This is a genomic window from Nocardia sp. NPDC006982 (assembly GCF_042869435.1).
In the GTDB taxonomy this organism is placed as follows: Bacteria; Actinomycetota; Actinomycetes; order Mycobacteriales; family Mycobacteriaceae; genus Nocardia.
On sequence record NZ_JBIAFV010000009.1, the window covers coordinates 20,958 to 42,368 of the forward strand.

A 21,411-nucleotide genomic window follows, 5' to 3' on the forward strand; every position below is an offset into this window, starting at 1 on the left:
TTAGCCGCCGAGTGAACCGGCAATTACCAACTTACAACGGCAATTGACCGTAGTGAATGGCAAATGCCACACTGAGTTACGGCGACCAAGCGTCGTCCACCAGATGACTCGGGAGGGCCTGGTGATGAGAGTGATTCTGCTGATACGGCACGCACGGCGGCGCGGGGAGCCAAGGGCCGGCGGTACCGAAACCGAACTCGTTGCGAACCGCGCCACCATCTAGGCGAACGAATCGCGTTCGCCGGGACGACATTTCACCCGATCAAGCCGACTTCGTCGCCTGCTCCATCCGACAGCAGCGAGCCCCGGCTGACCGCGACGCAGCGGTCGACCGGGGCTCAGTGCACCGAAATGCGGTCGGCGACAGCTCTGGCACCCCTGGAGACAGCCGTGACGATCTACGAATGCAGCCGGTCGATGACCAGCAGCGTCACGCCCGACGAATGGGCGTGGCGGGCAGGGCGCGAAGAACCGGCATGGCGATTGAGCTGGGTATCCGACCAGCTGACCCGCGAACAGGCCTGGGCTGGAATGCAATTGCAGGAGATTCTGAGCCTCCCGGCCCCGGCATCGGACCATGACGCGCACGCGCGGGCACTGGCCGATCAACTCGGTATCACCGTGCAGCAGGCACTGCACACGCTGCACCAACGGATGCTCGACAGGAGGCATTCGTGACCATCTATGTAACTCACTGGTCGATGACCAGTGATCTCACCGCGGAGTCGGCCTACCGGCTGGCGGACAAGTGGGCCAAGTCGTGGCGGCTGAGCTGGCTGCCCGAACGGCTGCTGACGCGGGAACAAGCTTTGGCGGGGATGGATCTCGCGGAGATCTTCGGCACCCAGGATTTCCGGCACGACTCGACGGTTCACGCACGGGCCTTCTATTGCGCCGGCCAGATCGGAATACCCCTCGAGCTCATCGGGCTCGAATTGCTACACCGGAGGCACCCATGACCGTCGACACCACCGACTGGACCATGATCAGCGATATCACCCCCGAGTCGGCATACCGCCAGACCGGGTCGGGGACCGCGGTCTGGCGACTGAGCTGGCTGCCGGATCGGCTGCTGACCCGCGAACAGGCGCTGGCCGGCATGGAGCTCGACGAGATCCTCAGCGATCCGGACATCGTGCACGATCGGCACGCCCACGCCGATGCGGCCATTCTGGCCGGGCGGGTCGGCATCATCTGGGAGCAGGCGGTGATCCTGCTGTCGAAGCGGATACTCGCTCGACTACGCCAGCGTACCAATGGGATTCAGGACGATCCGGCGGACTGCGAATCCGCGGGGCACTCCCGGATGTCGCTGCACGCAGACCGGACACCGTGGGTGTTCCGATAGCGTGTGGCGCCGCGAGGCATCGGCCGCCGGGAGGGGAGGCGGCCGGTGCCGTAGTGGCGTAGAAGCTGCCTCAGGGAGTCGGTGCGACGATCCGATCGATCTCGTGCATGGTCGGCATCCCGTCGGCGAGGGGGCTGGTCGTTCGGGTCGCCGCCATCGCGGCGGTCGCCCACTCGAAATCCGCACGGTTCGCGGGCTGCCCGGTCCGCATGAGTCGGTAGGCCAGCGCCGCGTCGAAGGCCGCGCTGGCCGCGGGCGATGGCGCCTCCGGCCGCGCCGAAAGGTCGAGTTGGAGGGTGCCGGAGCGGACCCGGCAGGCGAGTTGCTCCACCTCGCAGACGCAGTGTGCACCGCGTGCCAGTAGCGCGGGCGCGGTGGTCGTCGCGAATTGCTCGCCGCCGACGCTCTCGCTGTCGCCGGCCAATTCGCCGAGTTCCCACGAACTTCCATTCAGATAGTCGATCGGCTCGAAGTGATGTTCGAGGTCCTGAAGATTCTCGACAGGGGGTGCGGGGTGAACCAGAAGGCGTGGGCGCTGGGGCAGCGTACGGATCATCGATAGTGCCTCGTTGATGACCTCGGTCGGCAACTCGAACGTCATCAGCACTGCATCGGAGGACACGATCGCCGCGCAAACCTGCTCGCTGCGCAGATCCGCTGTGCCGAGCTTGGCGCCGTCGACCCGGCCGATGAATGCCCCCGCGCCATTGCGATCGACCATCACGACGGCCACCGGTGTGGTTCCGGGAACAACCTTGACCAGTCCGGTGTCGACGTTCTCGCGCCGCAGGTACTCGATGATGCGACGGCCGCTGTCGTCGTCTCCGATCACGGTGACCAGGCGGACTCGCAAGCCGAGGCGGGCCGCCGCGACGGCCCGATTGAGTCCCTTGCCCCCGACTTGCGCGTCGAATGTCCCACTTGCCTCGGAGCCTTCGGAGGGCATGGTGTCCGTGCGGTAGATGTGATCGATGACCGCGTCACCGATGACGGTGACCACGCCGTGCGGATGCCACTGTTCGGCACCGGTGACCATGCGCCGCCCCCTATGGTGCTCTCGACTTGCCGCACACCAGCTTAGGCCGCGCACACGCGAAATGGCATGTCCCGCAACAATACATCGGCCGCACGAAACGACCGGTCGGGATCAGGTACGTGCGACGTGGTCCGCGCCGACTGCCTCGGCGATGCAGTGGTAACCGGCTTCGCGCAGTCGCTGGGCGATACCGCGGTGGATGTGGCGCATCCAGAACGGTCCGCCGTAGATGAAACCGGTGTAGCCCTGCAGCAGGGTGGCACCGGCGAGGATGCGTTCCCAGGCCTGATCGGCGGTTTCGATGCCGCCGACCGAGATCAGCACCAGACGGTCGCCGACGCGAAGGTAGAGCCGGCGCAGCACTTCCAGGGAGCGCTCGGCGACCGGGGGCCCGGACAGGCCACCCGCGCCCATGGCCGCGACCTCGGCGGCCTCGGTGCGCAGGCCGTCGCGGCGGATGGTGGTGTTGGTGGCGACGATCCCGGCCAGGCCGAGCTCGACCGCGAGATCGGCGACGGCGTCGACATCGTCGTCGGACAGGTCGGGGGCGATTTTCACCAGCACCGGAACTTCGACGCTGTCGAGGACGGCCTGCAGGACCGGGCGCAGGGATTCGACGGCCTGCAGATCCCGCAGGCCGGGGGTGTTGGGCGAGCTGACATTGACGACGACGAAGTCGGCCAGCGGACCGAGCAGCGAAGCACTCACCGCATAGTCGGCTGCGGCGTCGGCGGGCTCGACGATTTTCGTCTTACCGATATTCGCGCCGATCGGGACTCCGCCGCGGCGGTTGCGCAGATGTTCGGCCGCCGCAGCGGCACCGTGGTTGTTGAAACCCATCCGGTTGATCAGACCGTGGTCGGCGGGCAGCCGGAACAGCCGCGGTGCGGGATTGCCGGGCTGGGCCTGCGCGGTGACAGTGCCGATTTCGGCGAATCCGAACCCCAATGGCGCCCAGGCGTTCACACCGTCGGCGTTCTTGTCGAATCCGGCGGCCAGCCCGAGCGGCGCCGGGAAGTCGATGCCGAAGGCATGGTTGCGCAGGATCGGATCGTCGGTGGTCAGCACTCTTGTCATCGCCCAGCGCGACGGCGCGAACCGGGCAGCCAGCCGCATGGCCGTGAACGCCAGATGGTGGATGCGTTCCGGCGGCAGCAGGAACATCAGGCGCAGCAGCAGTGAATACATGGCCTCACATTCCCGGTTCGGGCTGGGGTAGTAGTGCGGTTTTTCGGCGCCGCAGCAGTACCCGCCTGCTGCCGTCGGTGTAGGCGCGCACCCGCGACAGTTCCCAGCCGCCGAATTCGGCTTGGATGGCCAGCCGCATCGACGCCGTCACCCGGGTCACCTCCGGTGGGAGCCGCAGCGGCACGTATTCGTAGTCGTCACTGGTGGTTTCCCAGCTCGCCGGTAGCGCTGCGCGTGATTGTGGCGCCATCACTGCCCTTTCTTCCGCTGGTCCGCGCGGATCCGTTGCAGACCGTCTCCGGTCGCGGAACCGACGAACAGGTCACCGGTGCGCTCGTCGATGGTCACCGAGTTCGGCTGTCGAACCGTCGGATAACGGCCCACCTCTTTCGGTATACCCGTCGACAGGTCGAATCCGACGACTTCGTTGCTCTGGGTACACGTCACCCACACGGTGTCGGACCGCTGATCGTAGGCAAGCGCGTAAGGCGACGATCCTACCGGGAATCGCTGCCGCAGTACGAGCGGTCCGGCAGTGTAGACCAACAGCTCGTCACCCGCAGTGTCGGTGACGATGATCCGGCCGAACGGGTCGGTGATCAGATTGGTTGCGCCGTCACCCGCGCGCAGTGCCAGGCCGAGGCGGTCTTTGCCGAGGTCGAGCTGGGTGAGCGAGGTCTGGCGGCGGTCCAGGACCGAGACATGGTCGCCGGTGACCGCGAGTGCGTCGGCGGAGGCCAGGCCGGAGATGGTTTCGGCGACCTTGCCGTCGGGGGAGAGTTCGCGCACCTTGCCGTCTGCGGTGCCGACGAACATCGTGCCGTCGTCGCGATAGCGCACCGATCTGGCATCACCGTCTACGGGCACCTCGGTGGTGACGCCCGAGGTGATGTCGACGCGCATGATCCGGTGGTCGCCGGGGATCAGCAATTCACCCGGCTTGCCCTGCGCCAAGCCGACACCATGGGCGGGCAGCAGGAGGGTGCGCATCGCCACGTCCGGCGCGCCGGTGGGATCGACACGGGTGAACGTTGCGGGGTCGATGACGAACAACATCGTGCTGGTGTCGTGGCCGGCTTCGAGCGCAACCAGTCGTCCGGTGCCCGCCTCGGCGAACAGTCCGCCGACCGGGTTGTCGAGCCCCCACACATCCCCGGCGGGATGCGCGCGCTGCTCGGGGGCGACCGCCGCGGTGGCCGCCGGTCGGGTCTCGAGCTTGTCGCTATCGGAATCGGAGGAACATCCGGCGATCAGCGCCAGCACCGCCACACCGGCGAGCGCTGCGGGCAGCGAACCATGTGGGCGCATCCACCGAACTCCTTACTACGACGAATCATCCGCTACCGCACCATCTGACCATGATGGCGCACGTGACCGGCCTACCGGGGTCGTCGCCGGCGGAGAATGTCGGTGATCGGGGTTACGGTTGACTCGAAACAATGTCCAATTCAGGGAGATCCGGTTGAAAGCCGACCATCCATCGGGATTTGCCATCGATGACATAACCGTTGGTCCGTTTGCTCACGGATTCGGCACCACGGCCGATGGCAGGCCCTACGCCTTCCGCACCGTGCGCTCAACCGTGGAGCTGGAGATCTACCGCGCCGACCTCGACAGCGATGTGCCGGGACCGGAGGACGTGGTCGCGGTCGCGCAGGCCCGCGCCACCGATATCGACCTCGACGACGAACGCAGTGTCGTGGCGCTGGTGCGCGACATGATCCCGGATGCGATACCGGTCGAAAGGGCCCCCGATCGGGATATGACAACCGTGCGTGCCCTGCTCGGGCGCATCAGTTCGGTCATTGATGGTATGTAGATGGTGATGCCAAGCACACGATTCCTCCGTTCCGCGCTGATCGCGGCCACCCTCGTCGCGGTGGCTGCGGCGTGCAGCACCGGACCGGACGAGGCCTCGGTCGATGCCGCGCGTTCCTCGGCCAACGCCTCGCTGTCGTCCTCGATCACGGCCTCCTCGAGCGCCGCGCACCGACCGCTGCCGACGGCCGCCGAATTGGACGCGCAGATCAAACGCGCCCTTGATCCGGCACTGCCCGACTCCGAGCGCACCGACCTCATCGAGGACGGCGAGGCCTTCCGCGACGCCATCCCGGATATGTATCGGGCACTGCAGGACAATCCGCGCGCCATCTACGGCGTCACCGACCCGGTCTTCGATAACCGCGACGGCACGCTGACCGCGACCATGCGGCTGGACAAGGACGGCAGCGGCACCGCGGTCCGTACCACCGTCGTGCATTTCGTGCTGCTCGACGGCAAGTGGAAGATCTCGCGCACCGATCTGTGCGGCATTCTGCGCTCGGCCGACTACCGCACCGCGGCCTGCGGCTAGATGATCGAATCCGGCTCGCTGCGGTGGGGACGTCTCATCCACCGCCACCGTTATCTGGTGTTGGGTACAGCCATTGTCGTGGTGCTGCTCTCGGGCTGGTACGGCCGGGATCTGGCGGGCCGGCTGACCCAGGAGGGCTGGTTCGACGAGAGCAGTGAATCGGTGGCAGCCGCCAAGATCGCCGATGCCACCTTCGGTCGCGATACCGACAGCGACATCATCTTGCTGTACACCGCGCCCGTAGGGATGACCGTCGACGACCCGAGTGTGCGTGCGGCAGTGACGAATTCGCTGAAGCAACTGCTGGCCCGTCATCCCGACCGGGTCCTTAAGATCGACAGTTATTGGGACAGCCCCTTCGCCGCGCAAGCCACCGACGCCTCGCACACCCACGCCTTCGCCAGCGTCGGATTGCGCGGGGAAGGCACCGCGACAGTCGAGAACTACACCGCGATCAAGGGTGAGCTGGGTGCCGGGCGCGCGGGCGGTGGACCCGGCGCCACCACGGTGCAGTTGGCCGGGCTGCAGCCGATTGTCGAGGGCATCAATCAGGGCATGCAGGACGATATCCGCCGGGCCGAGATCATCGCACTGCCGATCGTGGCGATCCTGTTGTATTTCGTTTTCGGCGGCGTGGTCGGGGCGTTGCTGCCGGTGCTGATCGGCGGGATGACGGTGCTGGGTACCCAGGGCACCATCCGGATGCTCACCGATCACATCCAGGTGAACGTTTTCGCCAGTGCGGTGGTCACTTTGGTGAGTCTGGGGTTGGCGATCGACTACGGGCTGTTCACCGTGACCCGGTTCCGCGAGGAGTTGGCCGCCGGGCACAGTGTGGAGGATGCGACGGCGCGCACTGTTGCCACGGCCGGGCGCACCGTACTGTTCTCGGCCGCGATCATCGCGATCAGCTTGGCGGCGTTGTTCATCTTCCCGAACGGTGTGTTGCGGTCGGTGCCCTATGGCGGCATCAGTTCGGTGCTGCTCGCCGCGCTGCTGTCGGTGACGGCGCTGCCCGCGGTGCTGAGCATTGTCGGGCGGCGAATCGACCTGTGGGGGTGGCAGCGGTTCTCGCGCACCCAGACCGAGGCGCAGATCGACGCCGGATTCTTCTCGCGGCTGGCGACGTGGGCGATGCGGCGACCGTGGGCGGTGGTGGTGCCGATCGTGCTCGGGTTGCTGGTTTTGATCGTTCCGATTCGCAATATCGAGTTCGGCGGGATCAGCGAACGGTATCTGTCCGCAGACAACCCGGCACGGGTCGCCCAGGAGCGGTTCGACCAGTTGTTCCCGAGTTTTCGCACCGAACCGATCAAACTGGTCGTGGTGGGCGCGAATCCGCAGCAGCTCAGCGATATTCGCTACGAGGCGAGCCGGATTCCCGGTCTGACCGGCCGTTTCGAACCCGGTGCGCCGACCAAGGACGGGATCAATGTGCTCAACGCCGGTCTCGCCGACAAGCGCGATGCGGATGCGGTGATCGATGCGCTGCGGGCGATTCCGGAACCGTCCGGGGTGAAGATCATGGTGACCGGGGTGCCCGCGCTCGAGCGTGACAGCATCAATGGGTTGCTGGTGCGGCTGCCGTTGCTGGTCGGGCTCCTGGCGGTCGCGGCGTTGGTGATGCTGTATCTGGCGTTTCGTTCGATCGTGTTGGCGCTCAAGGCCGTTTTGATGAGCGCATTGAGTCTGGCCTCCACACTGGGTGTGCTCACCTGGGTGTTCGTCGAGGGGCACGGGGCCGGGATCTTCGACTTCACGCCGGGGCCGCTGATGTTCGCGGTGCTGGCGTTGATCGTGACCGTGGTGTTCGGGCTGTCCACCGACTACGAGGTGTTCCTGCTGTCGCGGATGGCCGAGGCGCGCGCGGACGGCGCGTCGCCGCCGGAAGCCATCCGTTACGGCATCGCCCACACCGGCGGCGTAATCACTTCTGCCGCAGCGATTCTCATCGTGGTGACCGGTGCGTTCGGCTTTTCCGATCTGGTGTTGATGAAGTACATCGCCTACGGCATGATCGCGGCGCTGGTCCTGGACGCGTCCGTGGTCCGCATGCTGTTGACGCCCGCGGTGCTGAAGCTGATCTGGCGTTGAACGCTCAGCGGGCGAGAGGATCGACAATGACTGTACTGAAGGGCGCGAATCTGGCCCTGATGTTCCTGCTGGAATTGGGTGTGTTTGCCGGAGCGGCGATCTGGGGTTTCACCCTCGATGCGAACCTCATCGTGCGCATCATCGCCGGAATCGGCGCCCCCGCGGTATTCATCGTGGTGTGGGCACTGTTCGCCGCGGGCGGCGGCAAGAACGCGCGATACCCGCTCACCGGCCTCGGGCGCGCTGTGTTGGAGATCGCCTGGTTCGGCGGCGCCGCGGTACTGATCGGCTTCGCCTTCACGGGAATTGCCGGGATCGTGTTCTTCACGCTATGGGCGATCAACGGTGCGCTGCGGTTGCTGTGGCATCAGGCTTGAGATCGACTGTTCGCAGCTCGGCCGGGAACCACCCTCATGTGGCCGGTTACCGCGCCGCGGCGGTCGTTTCGAGCGGTGGATCGTTCAGCTGCGAACAGTCTCGGCCCCGTGGAGCCCGGTTACACATCGAGGACTTCGGCTCGGCGTTTGTTGGACGGATCGAGTCTGGTGACGCGGCGGTCAGCACCTGCGGCCCGTCCGCGGTCATCACGACCTATGTTCGGAATGCGCGGTAGGCGAACCATCGGCCGATGCTGCTCAGCCGGCGAGTGATGCTTGTGGAGCCCGACCCGGTGTCGATGGTCCGGGCTCGGCGATTCAACCGTGCTCGTGCGAAGGCTCCAGCTCCGACGCGCATAACTGCCATGCGGTCAGCGGCGGACGGGCAGGACCAGCTGGGCGCCGGTCAGCGGGTGGTCGAGGACTTCGACGGGGTGTTGGTAGACGCGGGTGAGGACTTCGGTGGTGAGGACTTTGCGGGGTGGGCCGTCGGCGGCGATGTGGCCGGATTCCAGGACCGCGACGCGGTCGGCGTAGGCGGCGGCGATGCCGAGGTCGTGCAGGACGACGACGACGGCGGCGCCTGCGGCGGCTCGTGCGGTGGCCAGGCGCAGGACCGCTTCTTGGTGGCCGAGGTCGAGCGCGGCGGTGGGTTCGTCCAGTAGCAGGGTTGCGGTGTCCTGAGCAAGCACGCGGGCCAGGGCGACGCGGGCGCGTTCACCGCCGGAGAGCGTCGGAAATGGTCGGGCGGCAAGGTGTTCCACGTCGGCGGCGGTCATGGCGGCGGCGATCCGCTCGTCATCGAGGTCGCGCCGCTCGGTCCGCACCCACGGCGCACGCCCCATCGCGACCACTTCGCGTGCGGTGAACGGGAATCCGACGGTGTGGCTCTGCGGCAATACCGCCCGGCGCCGCGCCATATCCAAATGCGACCAGTGGCCCAGCGCCCGCCCATCGAGTTCGATGGTGCCCTCGCTCGGCTCCAACTCACCCGCGAGCGCCGCCAACAATGTCGACTTGCCCGCCCCGTTCGGCCCCACCAACGCCACGATCTGGCCCGCAACAACATCGAAGTCGACGGCTTCGAGTACCCGGCGGGTATGGGCCCCCGAAGCGCCACGCCTGTCGATGCTCACTCCCCGAGCCCGAAGCGTCACCGCGCCCCGTTGCGGCGGCACCGGCAACTCATGTGTCCGCGCGAACACCGAACCCAGTCTCACCCCACTCACATCTGCACCCCACTAGGACTGTCCGGCATGTACGCCCGGCCATCGCTCGCGATCCCGCGCACCCGAGCTTCGCTGCTGATGCTGCCTCGCAGCGCCCTCGGGTGGGACATGCTGGTGCGCCCTACCTGTTGACCGGTCGGCGCGTCCTGCTCGTCGGCTGCCGGCCCGCTATCCAGCATCGGCGCGCGACGCCACCTGGAATTTGCGTTCGAGCTGCCCGGCAGCCCACTAGCCATCCTGTCGACGCGGCGGCCCCGGTCGGGTTCTGCCTCGTCGAAAGGGCCGCATCCCTTCTCGGGATCCGCACCTGTTGTGAATGCCGACTGGTGATGGATCCGAGAAAGCCGGCGGACGCTTCGGGGCGAGGCAGCGCGACGCCACATCGCGAGCGTGTGCGGATCGGTTACGTCCCAACCGATTTCGCGACTCATGCCCAACCTCCGGCGCGAGCACGCGTGCGACGCAGGAGCCAGAAGAAGAAGGGGCCGCCGATGAGGGAGGTGAGCATGCCGAGGGGGAGGTCGGCATTGTGGACCAGGGAGCGGGCGGCCACGTCGGCGGCGAGGAGCACCACCGCGCCGACGATGGCGCTCAATGGGATCAGGATGCGGTGGGCGGGGCCGACGAGCATGCGAACCACATGCGGCACGATCAGTCCGACGAACAGCACGATGCCGGTGAAGGCGACGCCCGCGGTGGCCAGGACGGCGACCACGACGATGACGTTGCGACGCAAGCGCTCCACGTCCACGCCCAGATGCCGCGCGGCGGATTCACCGAGGGCTAGCAGGTCCAGCCGGGGCGCGATGAGCACCGCGGCGAGGATGCCGAGCGCGGCCAGCGGAGCGACGACATGTACCGCATCCCAGGTGGCTCCGTTGAGACTGCCCAACTGCCAGAACACGATCTGATCGCGGGCGGCGGGGGTCGCGATGAACAGCAGGAACGCGATCAGCCCACCCGCGAAGGCATTGATCGCGACACCGGTCAGCACCAGCGTGACCACCTCGGTGCGCCCATTCGATCGCGACAGCAGATACACCAGCAATGTGGTCAACAGTCCCGCAGCGAATGCCGCCGCGGCCACCGACCACGCTGCCACGAACGCACCACCGACCACGATCACCGTGCCCGCACCGACCGCCGCTCCCGCCGACACTCCGATCACACCGGGTTCGGCGAGCGGATTCGCGAACACCCCCTGCAGCAGTGCACCCGCTGTCGCCAATGCGGCCCCGACCAGGATCGCGAGCACCACGCGGGGAAATCGCACTTCCCACAGCGTCACCTCACCGGCCGGATGCGCGGGCATCGGCCCCCAGTTCAACCCGATCCGGTGCAGCACACTGCCCGCGACTTCGGCGGGGGTCGTCGGCACTTGCCCGATCGCCGCGGACGCCAACGCCAACACCACCAGCGCCGCGACCGCCACGGCGAATACGATCGCGGTCCGCGACCATCCCCGCGACTTCGGCGCGACCGGATGCGGACTGTGCGGCATCGCCGAGTCGGTCGTCGTTGTCCCAGTGGCCCTTTCGTTCACACTCGCACCTGCCCGATCCTCGACTTCGGCGCAATCGGATGCGGATTGCGCCGCATCGCCGAGTCGGTTGTTCCCGTGGTCATTTCGCTGACGCTCGCATCCCCGACACTCGGCTCCGCTGTTCGCAAAGTGCATTCGTGGTCCGCTCGCGCGTCTCGGCACCGCTGCGATGTTCGGCCGCACGTCCGCGAAGTGCCGCCCGCACTTCACCGACGTACCCGCGCACGGCCCGATCGCCGCACCGTGACGCGCGGCTCATGCGGGCTCGGTGCCGTACACGGCCTCGCTCAGGGCCGCGATCACGCGGCCGGTGTTCGGGCCGAAACTCAACACCACCGAGTCGGCCATATCGACCACGCGCTTGTTGCGCCCGGCGGGTGTCTGCGCGATGCCGGGCACCTTTTCCAGCCCGTCGACGCCGCCGACCGACTTCAGCCCGTCCGACATCACCAGCAGCACATCCGGTGCGGCCGCGATCATGGCCTCACTGGTGATCGCGACGAACGGTTCGGGTAACCCGGCCTCGGTGCCCGCATCGCGCGCGCCGAGTGCGGCGATGAGGGCGTCGGCGCCGGAGCCGGGTCCGGCGAGCATGGTGATGGCGGTGCTGCGCAGGTAGAGGAAGGCGATGGTGAGGGGTTTGTCCTGCTTGGGTACCGCGGCTCTGGCGGCGGCGATTTCGCCACGGGTGCGCTGGGCCAGGGCTTGGCCGCGATCGGGTACGCCGAGCGCCGCGGCGACCGCCTCGATCTGCGGCACCACCCCGTCCATGGTGCGCTGCGGATCGAAATAGACGACCGTCACCCCGGCCGCGCGCAGTTGCTCGCGCACTTGCGGGGCGGCGCTGGTGCTGTCGGTGAGAAAGACCGAAGGACGCAGCGCCAGAACGGATTCCACGTTCAGTGAACCGCTGCCACCGGTCACGATGGGCAGATTCGCGACCGCGGGAAATCCAGCCGCGGTGCTGCGCCCGACCATTTTGGCGCCCATACCCAACGCCCAGACCGTCTGCGCGAGTGTGCCGAAGCGGTCGGCGGCGATGATGCGGCCGGCATCGGTGACCGTGACTTCGGCCCCGTCGAAGGATCGGACGGTCGCGGGCAGCGTAGGCGTGGGTTCGGGCCCGATCGGCACCGGATCGAGGTTCTCCAGTTTCGCGGTGACCGGCCCGCGTCCGCCGCTGCTGGTGGCATCGCTGCCGGTTCCGCAGGCCGAACCGACGAGCAGGGTCAATGCGAGCACAGCCAGGAGGGAACGCGCCCCGCCGGATCGGACACGGTCGAGAAACCTCATGCAGGTAAGGCTAGCCTCCCTCATCGGATCACCCCGCCGCGCGTGCGCTGACATCGTCGAGCGCGGCCGCGATGGCACGCGGCAGTTCCAATGTCTCGGCCGCCAGCACCCCGGTGAGCTGCCCGATATCGCGCGCGCCGACGATCATGCTCGCGATGCCGGGACGGTCGCGGATCCAGGCGAGGGCCACGGCCAACGGTGAGGTGGCCAGTCCGTCGGCGGCGGTCACCAGCGCCTCGACCACCCGGGTCGCGTGGTCGTCGAGCCGGTGCCGGATCTCGGCGGCGGTCGCCTCGTCCGCACCGCGCGAATCGGCGGGAACCCCGTCGCGGTATTTGCCGGTGAGAATGCCCCCGGCCAGCGGCGCGGTGGCGATCAGTCCCACACCGTGATGTCGAGCAGCCGGAATGAAGTCGGTTTCGGTGTCACGGACCAGCAGCGAGTACGGGGTCTGCGCGACGGTGACGGGCGCGACCGCGGCCAGGCTGGCGACCTGCCAGGCATTGAACCCGCGCGCACCCGCGTAGCGGACGCGCCCGGAGCGCACCGCGAATTCGAGAGTGGCGGCGACCTCGTCGAGCGGGGTCGCGGGATCCCAGGCGGCGACATGCCAGATATCGAGATAGTCGGTGCCCAGTTCGCGCAGTGTCCGATCGAGCTGGCGCAGCAGCGCGCGACGGGAGGTGTCCACGGCCGGTCGCACCGGCTCCGGCTCGGGCACGGTCGGCCCTGCCGGTGCGGGCGTGGTCCGCGGCGCGACACCCGCGCAGCCGCTGAGCACCAGATCGTCGCGGGAGACCAGATCGCCGAGCAGTTCGGCCAGGATCCGTTGTGCCGCACCGCCGGCATAGGCGGGGGAGGTATCGACCAGTGTGCCGCCGGCCTCGGCAAACGCCACCAACTGCACCGCCGCGTCGTCGGTATCGGTATGCGCCCCCCAGGTGTGGGTGGCAAGTCCTATCCGGGACACCCGTAGGCCGCTGCGACCGACCGTCCTCTGTTCCATCACCGTGTCCGCGCAATCGTCACGGCGCCAAGCCTAGAGTGTGGATACGCAACTCGACGCCCACCAGCACCGTGGGTCGCACGGTCGAGCCGGGCATGCCGCCGCCATCTCGACACTGTACTGTCGCTGCGTGATTGCGGCGGTGGTCACAGTGGTGCGACCGATCGCCGGACCAATTGCCCAGTAGGAATACATATTTCGGGCGGAAGTGGAGGCTGGTTCGTGGTCGGCGAGTCGATGACCTGGGTTCAGGCCTTGGTACTTGGTCTGGTGCAGGGTCTCACGGAGTTTCTGCCGATCTCCTCCTCGGCGCATCTGCGCATCGTGTCGGGGGTGTTCTTCGGCGACGACGCGGGCGCCTCGTTCACCGCGGTCACCCAGTTGGGCACAGAGGCGGCGGTGCTGGTGTTCTTCGCCAAGGACATCTGGCGGATCATCCTCGCGTGGTTCGCCGGGCTGCGTGATCGGCTGACCAAGCGTGGCGAGCCGGAGCTGCCGCTGCACGACCAGCCCACCATGCGCCTTCCGGTCATCACCGCCGATCACAAGCGCGTCCTGGACGAACAGGCGCAGCGTGAACTCGACTACCGCATCGGCTGGTATGTGATCATCGCGACGATCCCGATCGGCGTGCTCGGATTCCTGTTCAAGGATCTGATCCGCACCGGTGCCCGCAATTTGTGGTTGATCTCGTTCATGCTGGTCGCGTTCGCGCTGGTCATCGCCGCCGGTGAGTACTACGGACGCAGGATCCGCCCGATCGAGCAGCTGACCACCCGCGACGGTTTGATCATGGGGTTCGCGCAATGTCTGGCCTTGGTTCCGGGTGTGTCGCGTTCCGGTGCGACCGCGACGGCGGGTCTGTTCCTCGGGCTCGAGCGTGAAGCGGCCGTGCGGTTCTCGTTCCTGCTCGCCATTCCCGCGGTGACCGCGTCGGGCCTGTTCAGCCTGCCCGACGCGTTCGAACCGGCGGGTGAGGGCCTCAATGCCAGCGGACCACAACTGCTGGTCGCGACGATTCTGGCGTTCGTGGTCGGGTATGCCTCGGTGGCGTGGCTGTTGAAGTTCGTCGGCAAACATTCCCTGGACTGGTTCGTCGGCTACCGCATTGTGCTCGGGATGACGGTCATGGGCCTGCTCGCGAGCGGAGTGGTGTCGGCGACATGATCGTTAGGCTGGTGCCATGACGGTGATCCTGCTGCGGCACGGTGTTTCGACCTCGAATACCGCCCGCACCCTGGCCGGGCGCAGTGCGGGCGTCGATCTGACCGAGTACGGCGATACTCAGGCCCGCGCCGTCGCCGAACGGCTCGCCGCGCTGCCGATCGAGCACATTGTGCATTCGCCGCTGCTGCGCTGTCAGCGCACGGTCGCACCGCTTGCGGAAAAGCTCGGTCTGGAGCCGGAGTACGAGGACCGGTTGATCGAGGTCGACTATGGCGACTGGACCGGCAAGGCGATCGCGGATCTGCTGACCGAACCGCTGTGGAAGGTGGTGCAGCGGCACGCCTCGGGCGCGGTCTTTCCCGGCGGCGAAGGTCTGGCGCAGGTACAGAGCCGTGCGGTGGCCGCGGTGCGCGAGCACGATCGACGGTTCGCCGAGAAGGCCGGGCACGATGTGCTGTGGGTGGCGTGCACGCACGGTGACGTGATCAAATCCGTGCTCGCCGACGCGCTCGGCCTGCATCTCGACGGTTTCCAGCGCATCGTGGTCGAACCCGCCTCGCTCAGCATCGTGCGCTACACCCCGACCGCGCCGTATGTGGTTCGGCTCAACGACACGGGGGCGGATCTGTCCGGTTTGGCAATCAAACCGCAACGGCCCGCCTCGGATTCCGGGTCGCCCGCAGAGCCCGAAGCCGGTCCGGTTCCCGGTGGCGAGCTGGGTGGTACCCCGAGTGCGGATAATGGGAATGCGGAGCTTCGAGATTCCTTGTAAACGAGTAGGTGGCGTGTTGCGGAGTCCAGCGCCGCGGGTAGTCGATCAGGGTCACGTATCAGGAGGTGCAGATGTCTCGCGCAATCCACGTATTTCGCACCCCCGATCGTTTTGTCGCCGGGACCGTCGGTGAGCCGGGCGATCGCGCGTTCTACCTGCAGGCCGTGCAGGAACCACGGGTGGTCAGCGTGTTGCTGGAGAAGCAACAGGTGAAGGTGCTCGCCGACCGGATGGGTCTGCTGCTCGACGAGGTCGCGCGCCGCTTCGGCGCCGAGGTGCCGCCGCAGGCCGAGGACATCTCCGACAGCGACCCGCTGGTGACCCCGATCGACGCCGAGTTCCGGGTCGGCACCATGGGCCTGGGCTGGGACGCCGATGCGGGCGCGGTGGTGGTGGAACTGTTGGCGATCACCGAAACCGAGGTCGACGAGTCGGTGGTGCTCGATGACACCGAGGAGGGCCCCGACGCGGTGCGGGTGTTCCTGACCCCGATCCAGGCGCGGGAGTTCGCGTTGCGCTCCACCCGGGTGATCGCGGCGGGCCGGCCGCCGTGTCCGCTGTGCGGGGAACCGCTTTCCTCGCGCGGGCATATGTGTGTGCGAACCAACGGATACAAGCGCGGGGATATTTTCGGCGCGGCCGAGCTAGAGGAGTAGGCCGTGGCCGAGCCTGGGTGGCACAACGCGGAATTGACGGTGATCGGGCGGGTGACGACCGCGAGCAATGTCACCCTGGTCTGCGATACGGACGGCGTTCGCGTGGTCTACAAGCCGGTGCGCGGGGAGCGGCCGCTGTGGGATTTCCCGGACGGCACCCTGGCCGGGCGTGAGGTGGCCTCGTATCGGGTCTCGGCTGCGCTCGGCTGGGGTGTCATTCCGGAGACGATCCTGCGCGATGGCCCCTATGGGCCGGGCATGGTGCAGCGGTGGGTGGAGTCGGTGGACAACCACACCGATCAGGGCAACCGGCTCGATCTGGTGGATCTGGTGCCGTTGGGTGCGGTGCCCGACGGGTTCTGCGAGGTGCTGCGCGCCGAGGATCCGGAGGGTAACGAGGTGTCGCTGATCCATGCCGACGATCCGCGCCTGCAGCGGATGGCGGTGCTCGACGTGCTGCTCAATAATGCCGACCGTAAGGGCGGGCATGCGCTGGAAGGTGTCGACGGGCAGGTCTACGGCGTCGATCACGGTATCTGCCTGCACACTGAGCACAAGTTGCGCACTGTGCTGTGGGGCTGGGCGGGTAAACCCATCTGTGACGGGTTGATGGCCGATATCGCCGCCTTCGCCGAGGAGCTGCCCGGTTCGGTCGCCGATGATCTCGCAACGCATCTCACCGATGCGGAGATCGAGGCGCTCGCCGACCGTACGCAGGAACTGCTGGACAACCCGGTGATGCCGGTGCCGCGCACGTCGCGGCCGATCCCGTGGCCCGCGTTCTGAGCTGAAGTCGGCCCAGCCCGGGGATACCGTCGGCGGCCGCTTGCGATGTGCGGGCGGTGCTGTATTGCATCGAGTGTCGGGGCGCATATGCCGCCTGAGGCGTTACGGTTTCCGCTGTCCGACCTGGCACGGCGGGGCGAAGATTCGTGCGGCGTTCTGCAGATGCACGACCGCGACCGGGAGTGGCGCTCAGTTGAGCAGCGGGCGGACTTCGGCACCGACGAAGCGGACGAATTCGATCAGGTTCGGATCGTCATCGGTGGGTTCGAGGACTACGGTGTCGGCGCCGGCGTCGGCGTAGCGGCGGACGGCATCCACGATGGCGTGTGCGTCGCCCGCGACGCCTGCCTCTGCCGGATGCTCGCCGGAGTTGCGTTGCTGGGCCGCCGTCAAGCGTGCGGCCGCGTCCGGGCCCGTGGCCGTCAGCAGGTTGACGATCACCCGATGCGGTTCGGTGCGTGCGGCTTTCGCGCGGCCTTCCTCGATGCGCGCACGGGCGGCGCGGACGCCGTCGGGGGTGGTTCGTGCGGTGAGGATGGTGGCGTCGGCGAGTTCGCCGGACAGTCGCAGGGTCTGCGGGCCGGTCGCGGCGGCGGTGATCGGCGGGGGCGTGATCGGCGGCCATTCCAGGGCGACATTGTCGAGGCGCACGTATCGGCCTGCGGCGCTGACCTTTTCACCGTTCAGCAGTCCGCGCAGCGCAACCAGATGTTCGCGTAGCAGCGTCATCGGCGATTCGACCCGCGCGCCGATCTGTCCCATCCAGTCCTGCACACCGTGTCCGAAACCAGGAAGCACCCGGCCCGGATGCAGCCGCAACAGCGCCGCCACCTCCATGGCGGTGAGCGCCACATTACGCAGCGGCACCGGCATCACCCCGATCCCGACGCGCACCCGCTCGGTCCGCGCCAACACCGTTGCGGCGGTGGTGATTCCACCGGCCCAGAAGCAGTCCTCCCACAACCACAGTTCTTCGAGACCGCTGTCCTCGGCTGCGGCCGCGACCGCGGCCAAATGTTCTGGGGAAACTTGGGGCATCGACACCGCACCGAGAACAGTCACCCGTCCAACCTAGCGCGATCGCACTCGGCCGCGGCCGAAATTCGGACAGCCCGGTGCGCACGGCAAACTCAGCGACAGTGACCTGCGCCACTCGCGGCAATACGATCCGCCGGACGGCAAACATTGACATTCGACATTTGCGGCATCGGGGCAGGTCAGATCCGGGGTGGTTGCCTTACAACCTACTGCTGGGAGCAGGGCGCGGCGCAATGGCCGCCACCACACCTTTACCCTCGAATCATGCAGTCCTGGTCCGATACCGCCCTACCGACAATTCCCGGAGCAGGGCCACCGTTGCGGTTGTACGACACCGCCGACCGGCAGGTTCGCCCGGTGACCCCGGGCCCTACGGCCACCATGTACGTCTGCGGGATCACCCCCTATGACGCCACCCACCTCGGGCATGCCGCCACCTACCTGACGTTCGACCTGGTCAACCGGTTGTGGCGCGACGCGGGCCATGAGGTGCACTACGTACAGAACGTCACCGACGTCGACGACCCGCTGTTCGAGCGCGCCGCCCGCGACGGTGTGGACTGGCGTGATCTGGGCACCCGCGAGATCAATCTGTTCCGCGAGGACATGTCCGCCCTGCGCATCGTGCCGCCGCGCGACTACATCGGCGCCGTGGAGTCCGTCGACGAGGTCATCGAATTCGTGCAGAAGCTGCTGGCCTCGGGCGCGGCATACACGGTCGAGGATGCCGAATATCCGGACATCTACTTCCGCGCCGATGCCACCGAGCAGTTCGGCTACGAATCCGGCTACGACCGCGCAACCATGGATCGCCTGTTCGCCGAACGCGGCGGCGATCCCGACCGTCCCGGCAAGCGCGACACCATCGACGCACTGCTGTGGCGCGCCGCGCGTCCCGACGAGCCGTCGTGGCCGGCGCCCTTCGGTGCCGGGCGACCCGGTTGGCATATCGAGTGTGCGGCGATCGCGCTCAACCGCGTGGGCCCCGAATTCGATATCCAAGGCGGCGGCAGCGACCTGATCTACCCGCACCACGAATACTCCGCCGCACACGCCGAGGCATTGATCGCGGGCCGCCGCTTCGCCCGCCATTACGTGCACGCCGGTCTTATCGGCCTGGACGGCGAGAAGATGTCCAAATCGCGCGGCAATTTGGTGCTCGTCTCGAAACTGCGCGCCGCGGGCGTCGACCCTGCCGCGATCCGCCTCGGCCTGCTCGCCGGTCACTACCGCCAAGACCGAATGTGGACCGACGCCGTCCTCGCCGGCGCCACCGGCCGCCTGGACCTGTGGCGCCGAGCCGCCGTGCTCGCTTCCGGCCCGGCCGCCGAGGACACCGTCGCCCGCCTCCGCCAACACCTCGCCGACGACCTGGACACCCCGAAAGCCCTTGCCGCCGTGGATAACTGGGCCAACCAAGCCCTGAACTACGGAGGTCAGGACAGCGCGGCCCCAGCCTTGATCACAACCGCCGTGGACGGTCTGCTGGGCGTACAGCTGTAATCCACCCCGCCTGAACACAGATCGGCGCATGCTGTGGGCGCGCCGCTGAGGTGTGGTTGTACCCCACCGCGCGGTCTGCGCTCCACAGCCGTGGATTCGGTAGGCGTCACAGCGGTAACCCGCCCCGAGCGGAGCGGCATCCACGTCCTGTCCGTTGCGGTGGCGGGCCGCACTTCGGCATGCGACGGCGGCGGACGGTAGCGCGAGATTCGCGCCCCGTCTCGATATCACGGCTACCCCTGAATGTGAACTGCAGGGACACTTACCAGCGGTCCGCTGCATGCGCTCGGTAGGGCCGCGAGCTCCGGTCGTGGATCTCAGGCCATCGAGGTGGTTATCACTGGCGCCGAAACCGCCGCACTGCCGGTAACCAGCCGCGCCCGAGCGGATTCGATCAGCTCACTGATGAGCGGCGCGGCGTGCAGACGCGCGCAGCTGTCAGCGGCTGCCGAGAGCAATTCGACGCATTCCTTCACACGCTTCGGCCTGCGTATCTGCGATCCGGCGTGGGTGGGTGCGAAAGTGCCTGTGTGGCTAGGAATGTCGGCTCGGTGGCAGCTGCCTGAGCGTGCGTGGGTTGTTCGGGGAGGTGATCCGTGGTGTTGTACACGGGTGTGTGGCATTCATCCTCGGGGCTTGGTGGGGCGGTGGTCGGCGCTCGGTGGTGTGATCGACGCGGGCGCGGCGTTGGCGGCGGGGCGGTTGCAGGCCTCGGCTGCGCAGGGGGATCCGCGGACGGTGGCAGCGCGGGTGCGGTTCTTCGGGGCGGACGTGGTGGATCCGGAAACGGGTGCGGTGCGTGCGGATCGAGTGGTGTTGTCCTGGGTGGGGTGTACGACCTATGCGTTCGCGCTGGCCGGGTCGGTGTTTCTGCTGGATGCGTGGGTGCCGCGGCTGACGAGCACCGGTTATGTGCCCGCGACGGCGCAGGATCTGGCGGATCTGGCGCCGGAGGCGATATTCATCGGGCACGGGCATTTCGATCATGCCGCTGATGCGGGTCGGATCGCCGAGGCGTCGGGGGCAGTCGTGTATGGAACCGCCGAGCACGGCGTGAATATCCGTGCGCAGGTGGCGGACCCGACATTCCGAACGGTCGCGCTCGGGGACGGTGCGTCGCTGCCGGGGGAGCGACACGAGTTCACTGTAGGACCGGTCGAGGTCACCGCGGTTCGTCACCTGCACTCCGCGCGCACCGCTCCCGAGCGGCCCGGCGGGTCCGCGCCGTTCTTCCCGCTGCCGGAACTGGGCGCTGTGGTGCGGCATCCACCGACGCTGGCAGGTGTCCTGCAGAGTGCGCCACGCCTCGGCGATCCGGAGGGCGGCACCCTCCTCTACCAATTCCGCGTTCCCGGATTCGCGCTGGTCTGGCACGATTCCTCGGGTCCGCTCACCGAGAAGGCCCCGCAGGTCTTCGACGTTTTCGCCGACCTTGCACCCACCGACGTCCAGATCGGTGCGGTCCAGGGCTTCAACCAGATCAGCAACGGTCTTCGCGACCCGCGCCGCTACATCGAGGCCGTCCGCCCCGCACTCTTCGTCCCTAGCCACCACGACAACTGGCTGCCCGGATTGACCGCCTCCGCCGCCACGTACGACATCCCACTGCGTGACGAACTGGCTCGCATCCCCACCGACCACCGCCCAGATCTGCGCCCCCTCTACGACCCGGTCGACTACGTCAATCCCCACCGCCTGACCTTCCCGCTGTAACCCCAACTCCCACAGCGTCTTACAGCCACGCGCCTTGCCGAGTGTCGCAGTCCCACCGCCTGACCGCCACAGCACAACTCCCAGAGCGGCTTATGGCGAGTACCTTCCGGCTACCTCGGCCGATACTTGTTCCCGCCTGTAACCCTGACTCCCACCACGCCTCAGGGCTGTTCACTCGATCGGCGCAGCGTCGTGTGCAGAAGCCGACGCCAGCCTTGCACAGCCATCGAGCTGCTCGAATGCTGCCAGCCATACGGCACTCCGATCGAGGCGATGGACCCGACCAACTCGCGAGGCATCCAGATCGAA

The 21,411-nt window shown here is 67.4% G+C and carries 22 protein-coding genes; 13 read left to right on the forward strand and 9 right to left on the reverse strand.

The genetic code is table 11. From position 1 onward, the window contains the following. Positions 1 to 390: 390 nt before the first annotated feature. Genes ACFYOW_RS30660 through ACFYOW_RS30670 form a run of 3 tightly spaced genes read left to right on the forward strand, consistent with a single transcriptional unit; the run spans position 391 to position 1,348 of the window. The gene (locus tag ACFYOW_RS30660; protein WP_387293559.1) at positions 391 to 678 is read left to right on the forward strand and encodes a hypothetical protein; all 288 of its coding nucleotides are present in this window, start codon (positions 391 to 393) and stop codon (positions 676 to 678) included. Further along, on the forward strand, positions 675 to 959 hold the full coding sequence (locus ACFYOW_RS30665; protein ID WP_387293560.1) for a hypothetical protein: 285 nt from the start codon (positions 675 to 677) through the stop codon (positions 957 to 959). Before ACFYOW_RS30660 ends, ACFYOW_RS30665 begins: the two co-directional genes overlap by 4 nt. After that, positions 956 to 1,348 (forward strand): hypothetical protein, encoded by a 393-nt coding sequence (locus ACFYOW_RS30670; RefSeq protein ID WP_387293561.1) that lies wholly within the window; start codon positions 956 to 958, stop codon positions 1,346 to 1,348. Before ACFYOW_RS30665 ends, ACFYOW_RS30670 begins: the two co-directional genes overlap by 4 nt. Before the next feature lie 70 nt (positions 1,349 to 1,418). Here the strand turns inward: ACFYOW_RS30670 and ACFYOW_RS30675 are convergent, their stop codons facing one another. The 4 genes from ACFYOW_RS30675 to ACFYOW_RS30690 form a co-directional block, all read right to left on the reverse strand. Beyond that, positions 1,419 to 2,384, reverse strand: coding sequence for a PfkB family carbohydrate kinase (locus tag ACFYOW_RS30675; RefSeq protein WP_387293562.1), 966 nt, complete (start codon positions 2,382 to 2,384; stop codon positions 1,419 to 1,421). A 111-nt stretch (positions 2,385 to 2,495) separates the two neighbouring features. Then, positions 2,496 to 3,572, reverse strand: a complete 1,077-nt coding sequence (locus tag ACFYOW_RS30680; RefSeq protein ID WP_387293563.1) for a quinone-dependent dihydroorotate dehydrogenase — start codon at positions 3,570 to 3,572, stop codon at positions 2,496 to 2,498. A gap of 4 nt (positions 3,573 to 3,576) precedes the next feature. Continuing rightward, positions 3,577 to 3,822 (reverse strand): DUF5703 family protein, encoded by a 246-nt coding sequence (locus tag ACFYOW_RS30685; RefSeq protein ID WP_040691094.1) that lies wholly within the window; start codon positions 3,820 to 3,822, stop codon positions 3,577 to 3,579. Then, entirely contained in the window at positions 3,822 to 4,880 is a 1,059-nt protein-coding gene (locus ACFYOW_RS30690) for a YncE family protein (protein WP_387293564.1), read from the reverse strand. The genes ACFYOW_RS30685 and ACFYOW_RS30690 overlap by 1 nt, the downstream gene beginning before the upstream one ends. 154 nt (positions 4,881 to 5,034) lie before the next feature. Between ACFYOW_RS30690 and ACFYOW_RS30695 the strand changes: the two genes are divergently transcribed. The 4 genes from ACFYOW_RS30695 to ACFYOW_RS30710 are packed head-to-tail and all read left to right on the forward strand — an operon-like array spanning position 5,035 to position 8,396. Then, a complete protein-coding gene (locus tag ACFYOW_RS30695) occupies positions 5,035 to 5,391 on the forward strand; it encodes a hypothetical protein (RefSeq protein WP_062993124.1) in 357 nt (118 codons plus the stop codon). Further along, the gene (locus ACFYOW_RS30700) at positions 5,392 to 5,925 is read left to right on the forward strand and encodes a hypothetical protein (protein ID WP_387293565.1); all 534 of its coding nucleotides are present in this window, start codon (positions 5,392 to 5,394) and stop codon (positions 5,923 to 5,925) included. Next, the gene (locus ACFYOW_RS30705) at positions 5,926 to 8,019 is read left to right on the forward strand and encodes an MMPL family transporter (RefSeq protein ID WP_387293566.1); all 2,094 of its coding nucleotides are present in this window, start codon (positions 5,926 to 5,928) and stop codon (positions 8,017 to 8,019) included. It abuts the gene before it with no gap. A gap of 26 nt (positions 8,020 to 8,045) precedes the next feature. After that, positions 8,046 to 8,396 carry a YrdB family protein gene (locus ACFYOW_RS30710; RefSeq protein WP_387293567.1) on the forward strand — a complete coding sequence of 117 codons (351 nt, stop codon included), beginning with the start codon at positions 8,046 to 8,048 and terminating at the stop codon, positions 8,394 to 8,396. A 371-nt stretch (positions 8,397 to 8,767) separates the two neighbouring features. Here the strand turns inward: ACFYOW_RS30710 and ACFYOW_RS30715 are convergent, their stop codons facing one another. The 4 genes from ACFYOW_RS30715 to ACFYOW_RS30730 all read right to left on the reverse strand — a co-directional run bounded on the left by ACFYOW_RS30715 (position 8,768) and on the right by ACFYOW_RS30730 (position 13,467). Next, positions 8,768 to 9,625, reverse strand: coding sequence for a heme ABC transporter ATP-binding protein (locus ACFYOW_RS30715; protein WP_387293568.1), 858 nt, complete (start codon positions 9,623 to 9,625; stop codon positions 8,768 to 8,770). Between the two features lie 427 nt (positions 9,626 to 10,052). Further along, a complete protein-coding gene (locus ACFYOW_RS30720) occupies positions 10,053 to 11,126 on the reverse strand; it encodes a FecCD family ABC transporter permease (RefSeq protein WP_387293805.1) in 1,074 nt (357 codons plus the stop codon). A gap of 297 nt (positions 11,127 to 11,423) precedes the next feature. Further along, entirely contained in the window at positions 11,424 to 12,461 is a 1,038-nt protein-coding gene (locus ACFYOW_RS30725) for a hemin ABC transporter substrate-binding protein (protein WP_387293569.1), read from the reverse strand. 28 nt (positions 12,462 to 12,489) lie between these two features. Continuing rightward, positions 12,490 to 13,467 (reverse strand): aldo/keto reductase, encoded by a 978-nt coding sequence (locus tag ACFYOW_RS30730; RefSeq protein ID WP_387293570.1) that lies wholly within the window; start codon positions 13,465 to 13,467, stop codon positions 12,490 to 12,492. A gap of 237 nt (positions 13,468 to 13,704) precedes the next feature. On the opposite strand from ACFYOW_RS30730, the gene ACFYOW_RS30735 reads away from it, so the two are divergent. The 4 genes from ACFYOW_RS30735 (at position 13,705) to ACFYOW_RS30750 (ending at position 16,848) form a co-directional block, all read left to right on the forward strand. Beyond that, positions 13,705 to 14,634, forward strand: coding sequence for an undecaprenyl-diphosphate phosphatase (locus tag ACFYOW_RS30735; protein ID WP_387293806.1), 930 nt, complete (start codon positions 13,705 to 13,707; stop codon positions 14,632 to 14,634). A 16-nt stretch (positions 14,635 to 14,650) separates the two neighbouring features. Beyond that, positions 14,651 to 15,406: a histidine phosphatase family protein gene (locus tag ACFYOW_RS30740; RefSeq protein ID WP_387293571.1), complete on the forward strand. Its 756-nt coding sequence runs from the start codon at positions 14,651 to 14,653 to the stop codon at positions 15,404 to 15,406. A gap of 71 nt (positions 15,407 to 15,477) precedes the next feature. Beyond that, entirely contained in the window at positions 15,478 to 16,062 is a 585-nt protein-coding gene (locus ACFYOW_RS30745; protein WP_040691105.1) for a DUF3090 domain-containing protein, read from the forward strand. Positions 16,063 to 16,065: 3 nt separating this feature from the next. Then, positions 16,066 to 16,848: an SCO1664 family protein gene (locus ACFYOW_RS30750; protein WP_387293572.1), complete on the forward strand. Its 783-nt coding sequence runs from the start codon at positions 16,066 to 16,068 to the stop codon at positions 16,846 to 16,848. Positions 16,849 to 17,037: 189 nt separating this feature from the next. Here ACFYOW_RS30750 and ACFYOW_RS30755 read toward each other — a convergent pair whose 3' ends face one another. Next, a complete protein-coding gene (locus ACFYOW_RS30755; RefSeq protein ID WP_387293573.1) occupies positions 17,038 to 17,910 on the reverse strand; it encodes an LLM class flavin-dependent oxidoreductase in 873 nt (290 codons plus the stop codon). Positions 17,911 to 18,150: 240 nt separating this feature from the next. Here ACFYOW_RS30755 and mshC point away from each other — a divergent pair, with 240 nt between their 5' ends. Together mshC and ACFYOW_RS30765 are read left to right on the forward strand one after the other, a co-directional pair. Then, positions 18,151 to 19,389 carry a cysteine--1-D-myo-inosityl 2-amino-2-deoxy-alpha-D-glucopyranoside ligase gene (gene mshC, locus ACFYOW_RS30760; protein WP_387293574.1) on the forward strand — a complete coding sequence of 413 codons (1,239 nt, stop codon included), beginning with the start codon at positions 18,151 to 18,153 and terminating at the stop codon, positions 19,387 to 19,389. A gap of 639 nt (positions 19,390 to 20,028) precedes the next feature. Further along, positions 20,029 to 21,102, forward strand: coding sequence for an MBL fold metallo-hydrolase (locus ACFYOW_RS30765; protein WP_387293807.1), 1,074 nt, complete (start codon positions 20,029 to 20,031; stop codon positions 21,100 to 21,102). Positions 21,103 to 21,411: the final 309 nt, after the last annotated feature.

Bases quoted from the DNA above. Each gene is read 5' to 3' on its own strand.
- ACFYOW_RS30670 (WP_387293561.1), top strand. From the start codon at position 956: ATGACCGTCGACACCACCGACTGGACCATGATCAGCGATATCACCCCC.
- ACFYOW_RS30675 (WP_387293562.1), bottom strand. From the start codon at position 2,384: ATGGTCACCGGTGCCGAACAGTGGCATCCGCACGGCGTGGTCACCGTC.
- ACFYOW_RS30680 (WP_387293563.1), bottom strand. From the start codon at position 3,572: ATGTATTCACTGCTGCTGCGCCTGATGTTCCTGCTGCCGCCGGAACGC.
- ACFYOW_RS30685 (WP_040691094.1), bottom strand. From the start codon at position 3,822: ATGGCGCCACAATCACGCGCAGCGCTACCGGCGAGCTGGGAAACCACC.
- ACFYOW_RS30690 (WP_387293564.1), bottom strand. From the start codon at position 4,880: ATGCGCCCACATGGTTCGCTGCCCGCAGCGCTCGCCGGTGTGGCGGTG.
- ACFYOW_RS30700 (WP_387293565.1), top strand. From the start codon at position 5,392: ATGGTGATGCCAAGCACACGATTCCTCCGTTCCGCGCTGATCGCGGCC.
- ACFYOW_RS30705 (WP_387293566.1), top strand. From the start codon at position 5,926: ATGATCGAATCCGGCTCGCTGCGGTGGGGACGTCTCATCCACCGCCAC.
- ACFYOW_RS30710 (WP_387293567.1), top strand. From the start codon at position 8,046: ATGACTGTACTGAAGGGCGCGAATCTGGCCCTGATGTTCCTGCTGGAA.
- ACFYOW_RS30720 (WP_387293805.1), bottom strand. From the start codon at position 11,126: ATGCCGCACAGTCCGCATCCGGTCGCGCCGAAGTCGCGGGGATGGTCG.
- ACFYOW_RS30725 (WP_387293569.1), bottom strand. From the start codon at position 12,461: ATGAGGTTTCTCGACCGTGTCCGATCCGGCGGGGCGCGTTCCCTCCTG.
- ACFYOW_RS30730 (WP_387293570.1), bottom strand. From the start codon at position 13,467: ATGGAACAGAGGACGGTCGGTCGCAGCGGCCTACGGGTGTCCCGGATA.
- ACFYOW_RS30735 (WP_387293806.1), top strand. From the start codon at position 13,705: ATGACCTGGGTTCAGGCCTTGGTACTTGGTCTGGTGCAGGGTCTCACG.
- ACFYOW_RS30740 (WP_387293571.1), top strand. From the start codon at position 14,651: ATGACGGTGATCCTGCTGCGGCACGGTGTTTCGACCTCGAATACCGCC.
- ACFYOW_RS30745 (WP_040691105.1), top strand. From the start codon at position 15,478: ATGTCTCGCGCAATCCACGTATTTCGCACCCCCGATCGTTTTGTCGCC.
- mshC (WP_387293574.1), top strand. From the start codon at position 18,151: ATGCAGTCCTGGTCCGATACCGCCCTACCGACAATTCCCGGAGCAGGG.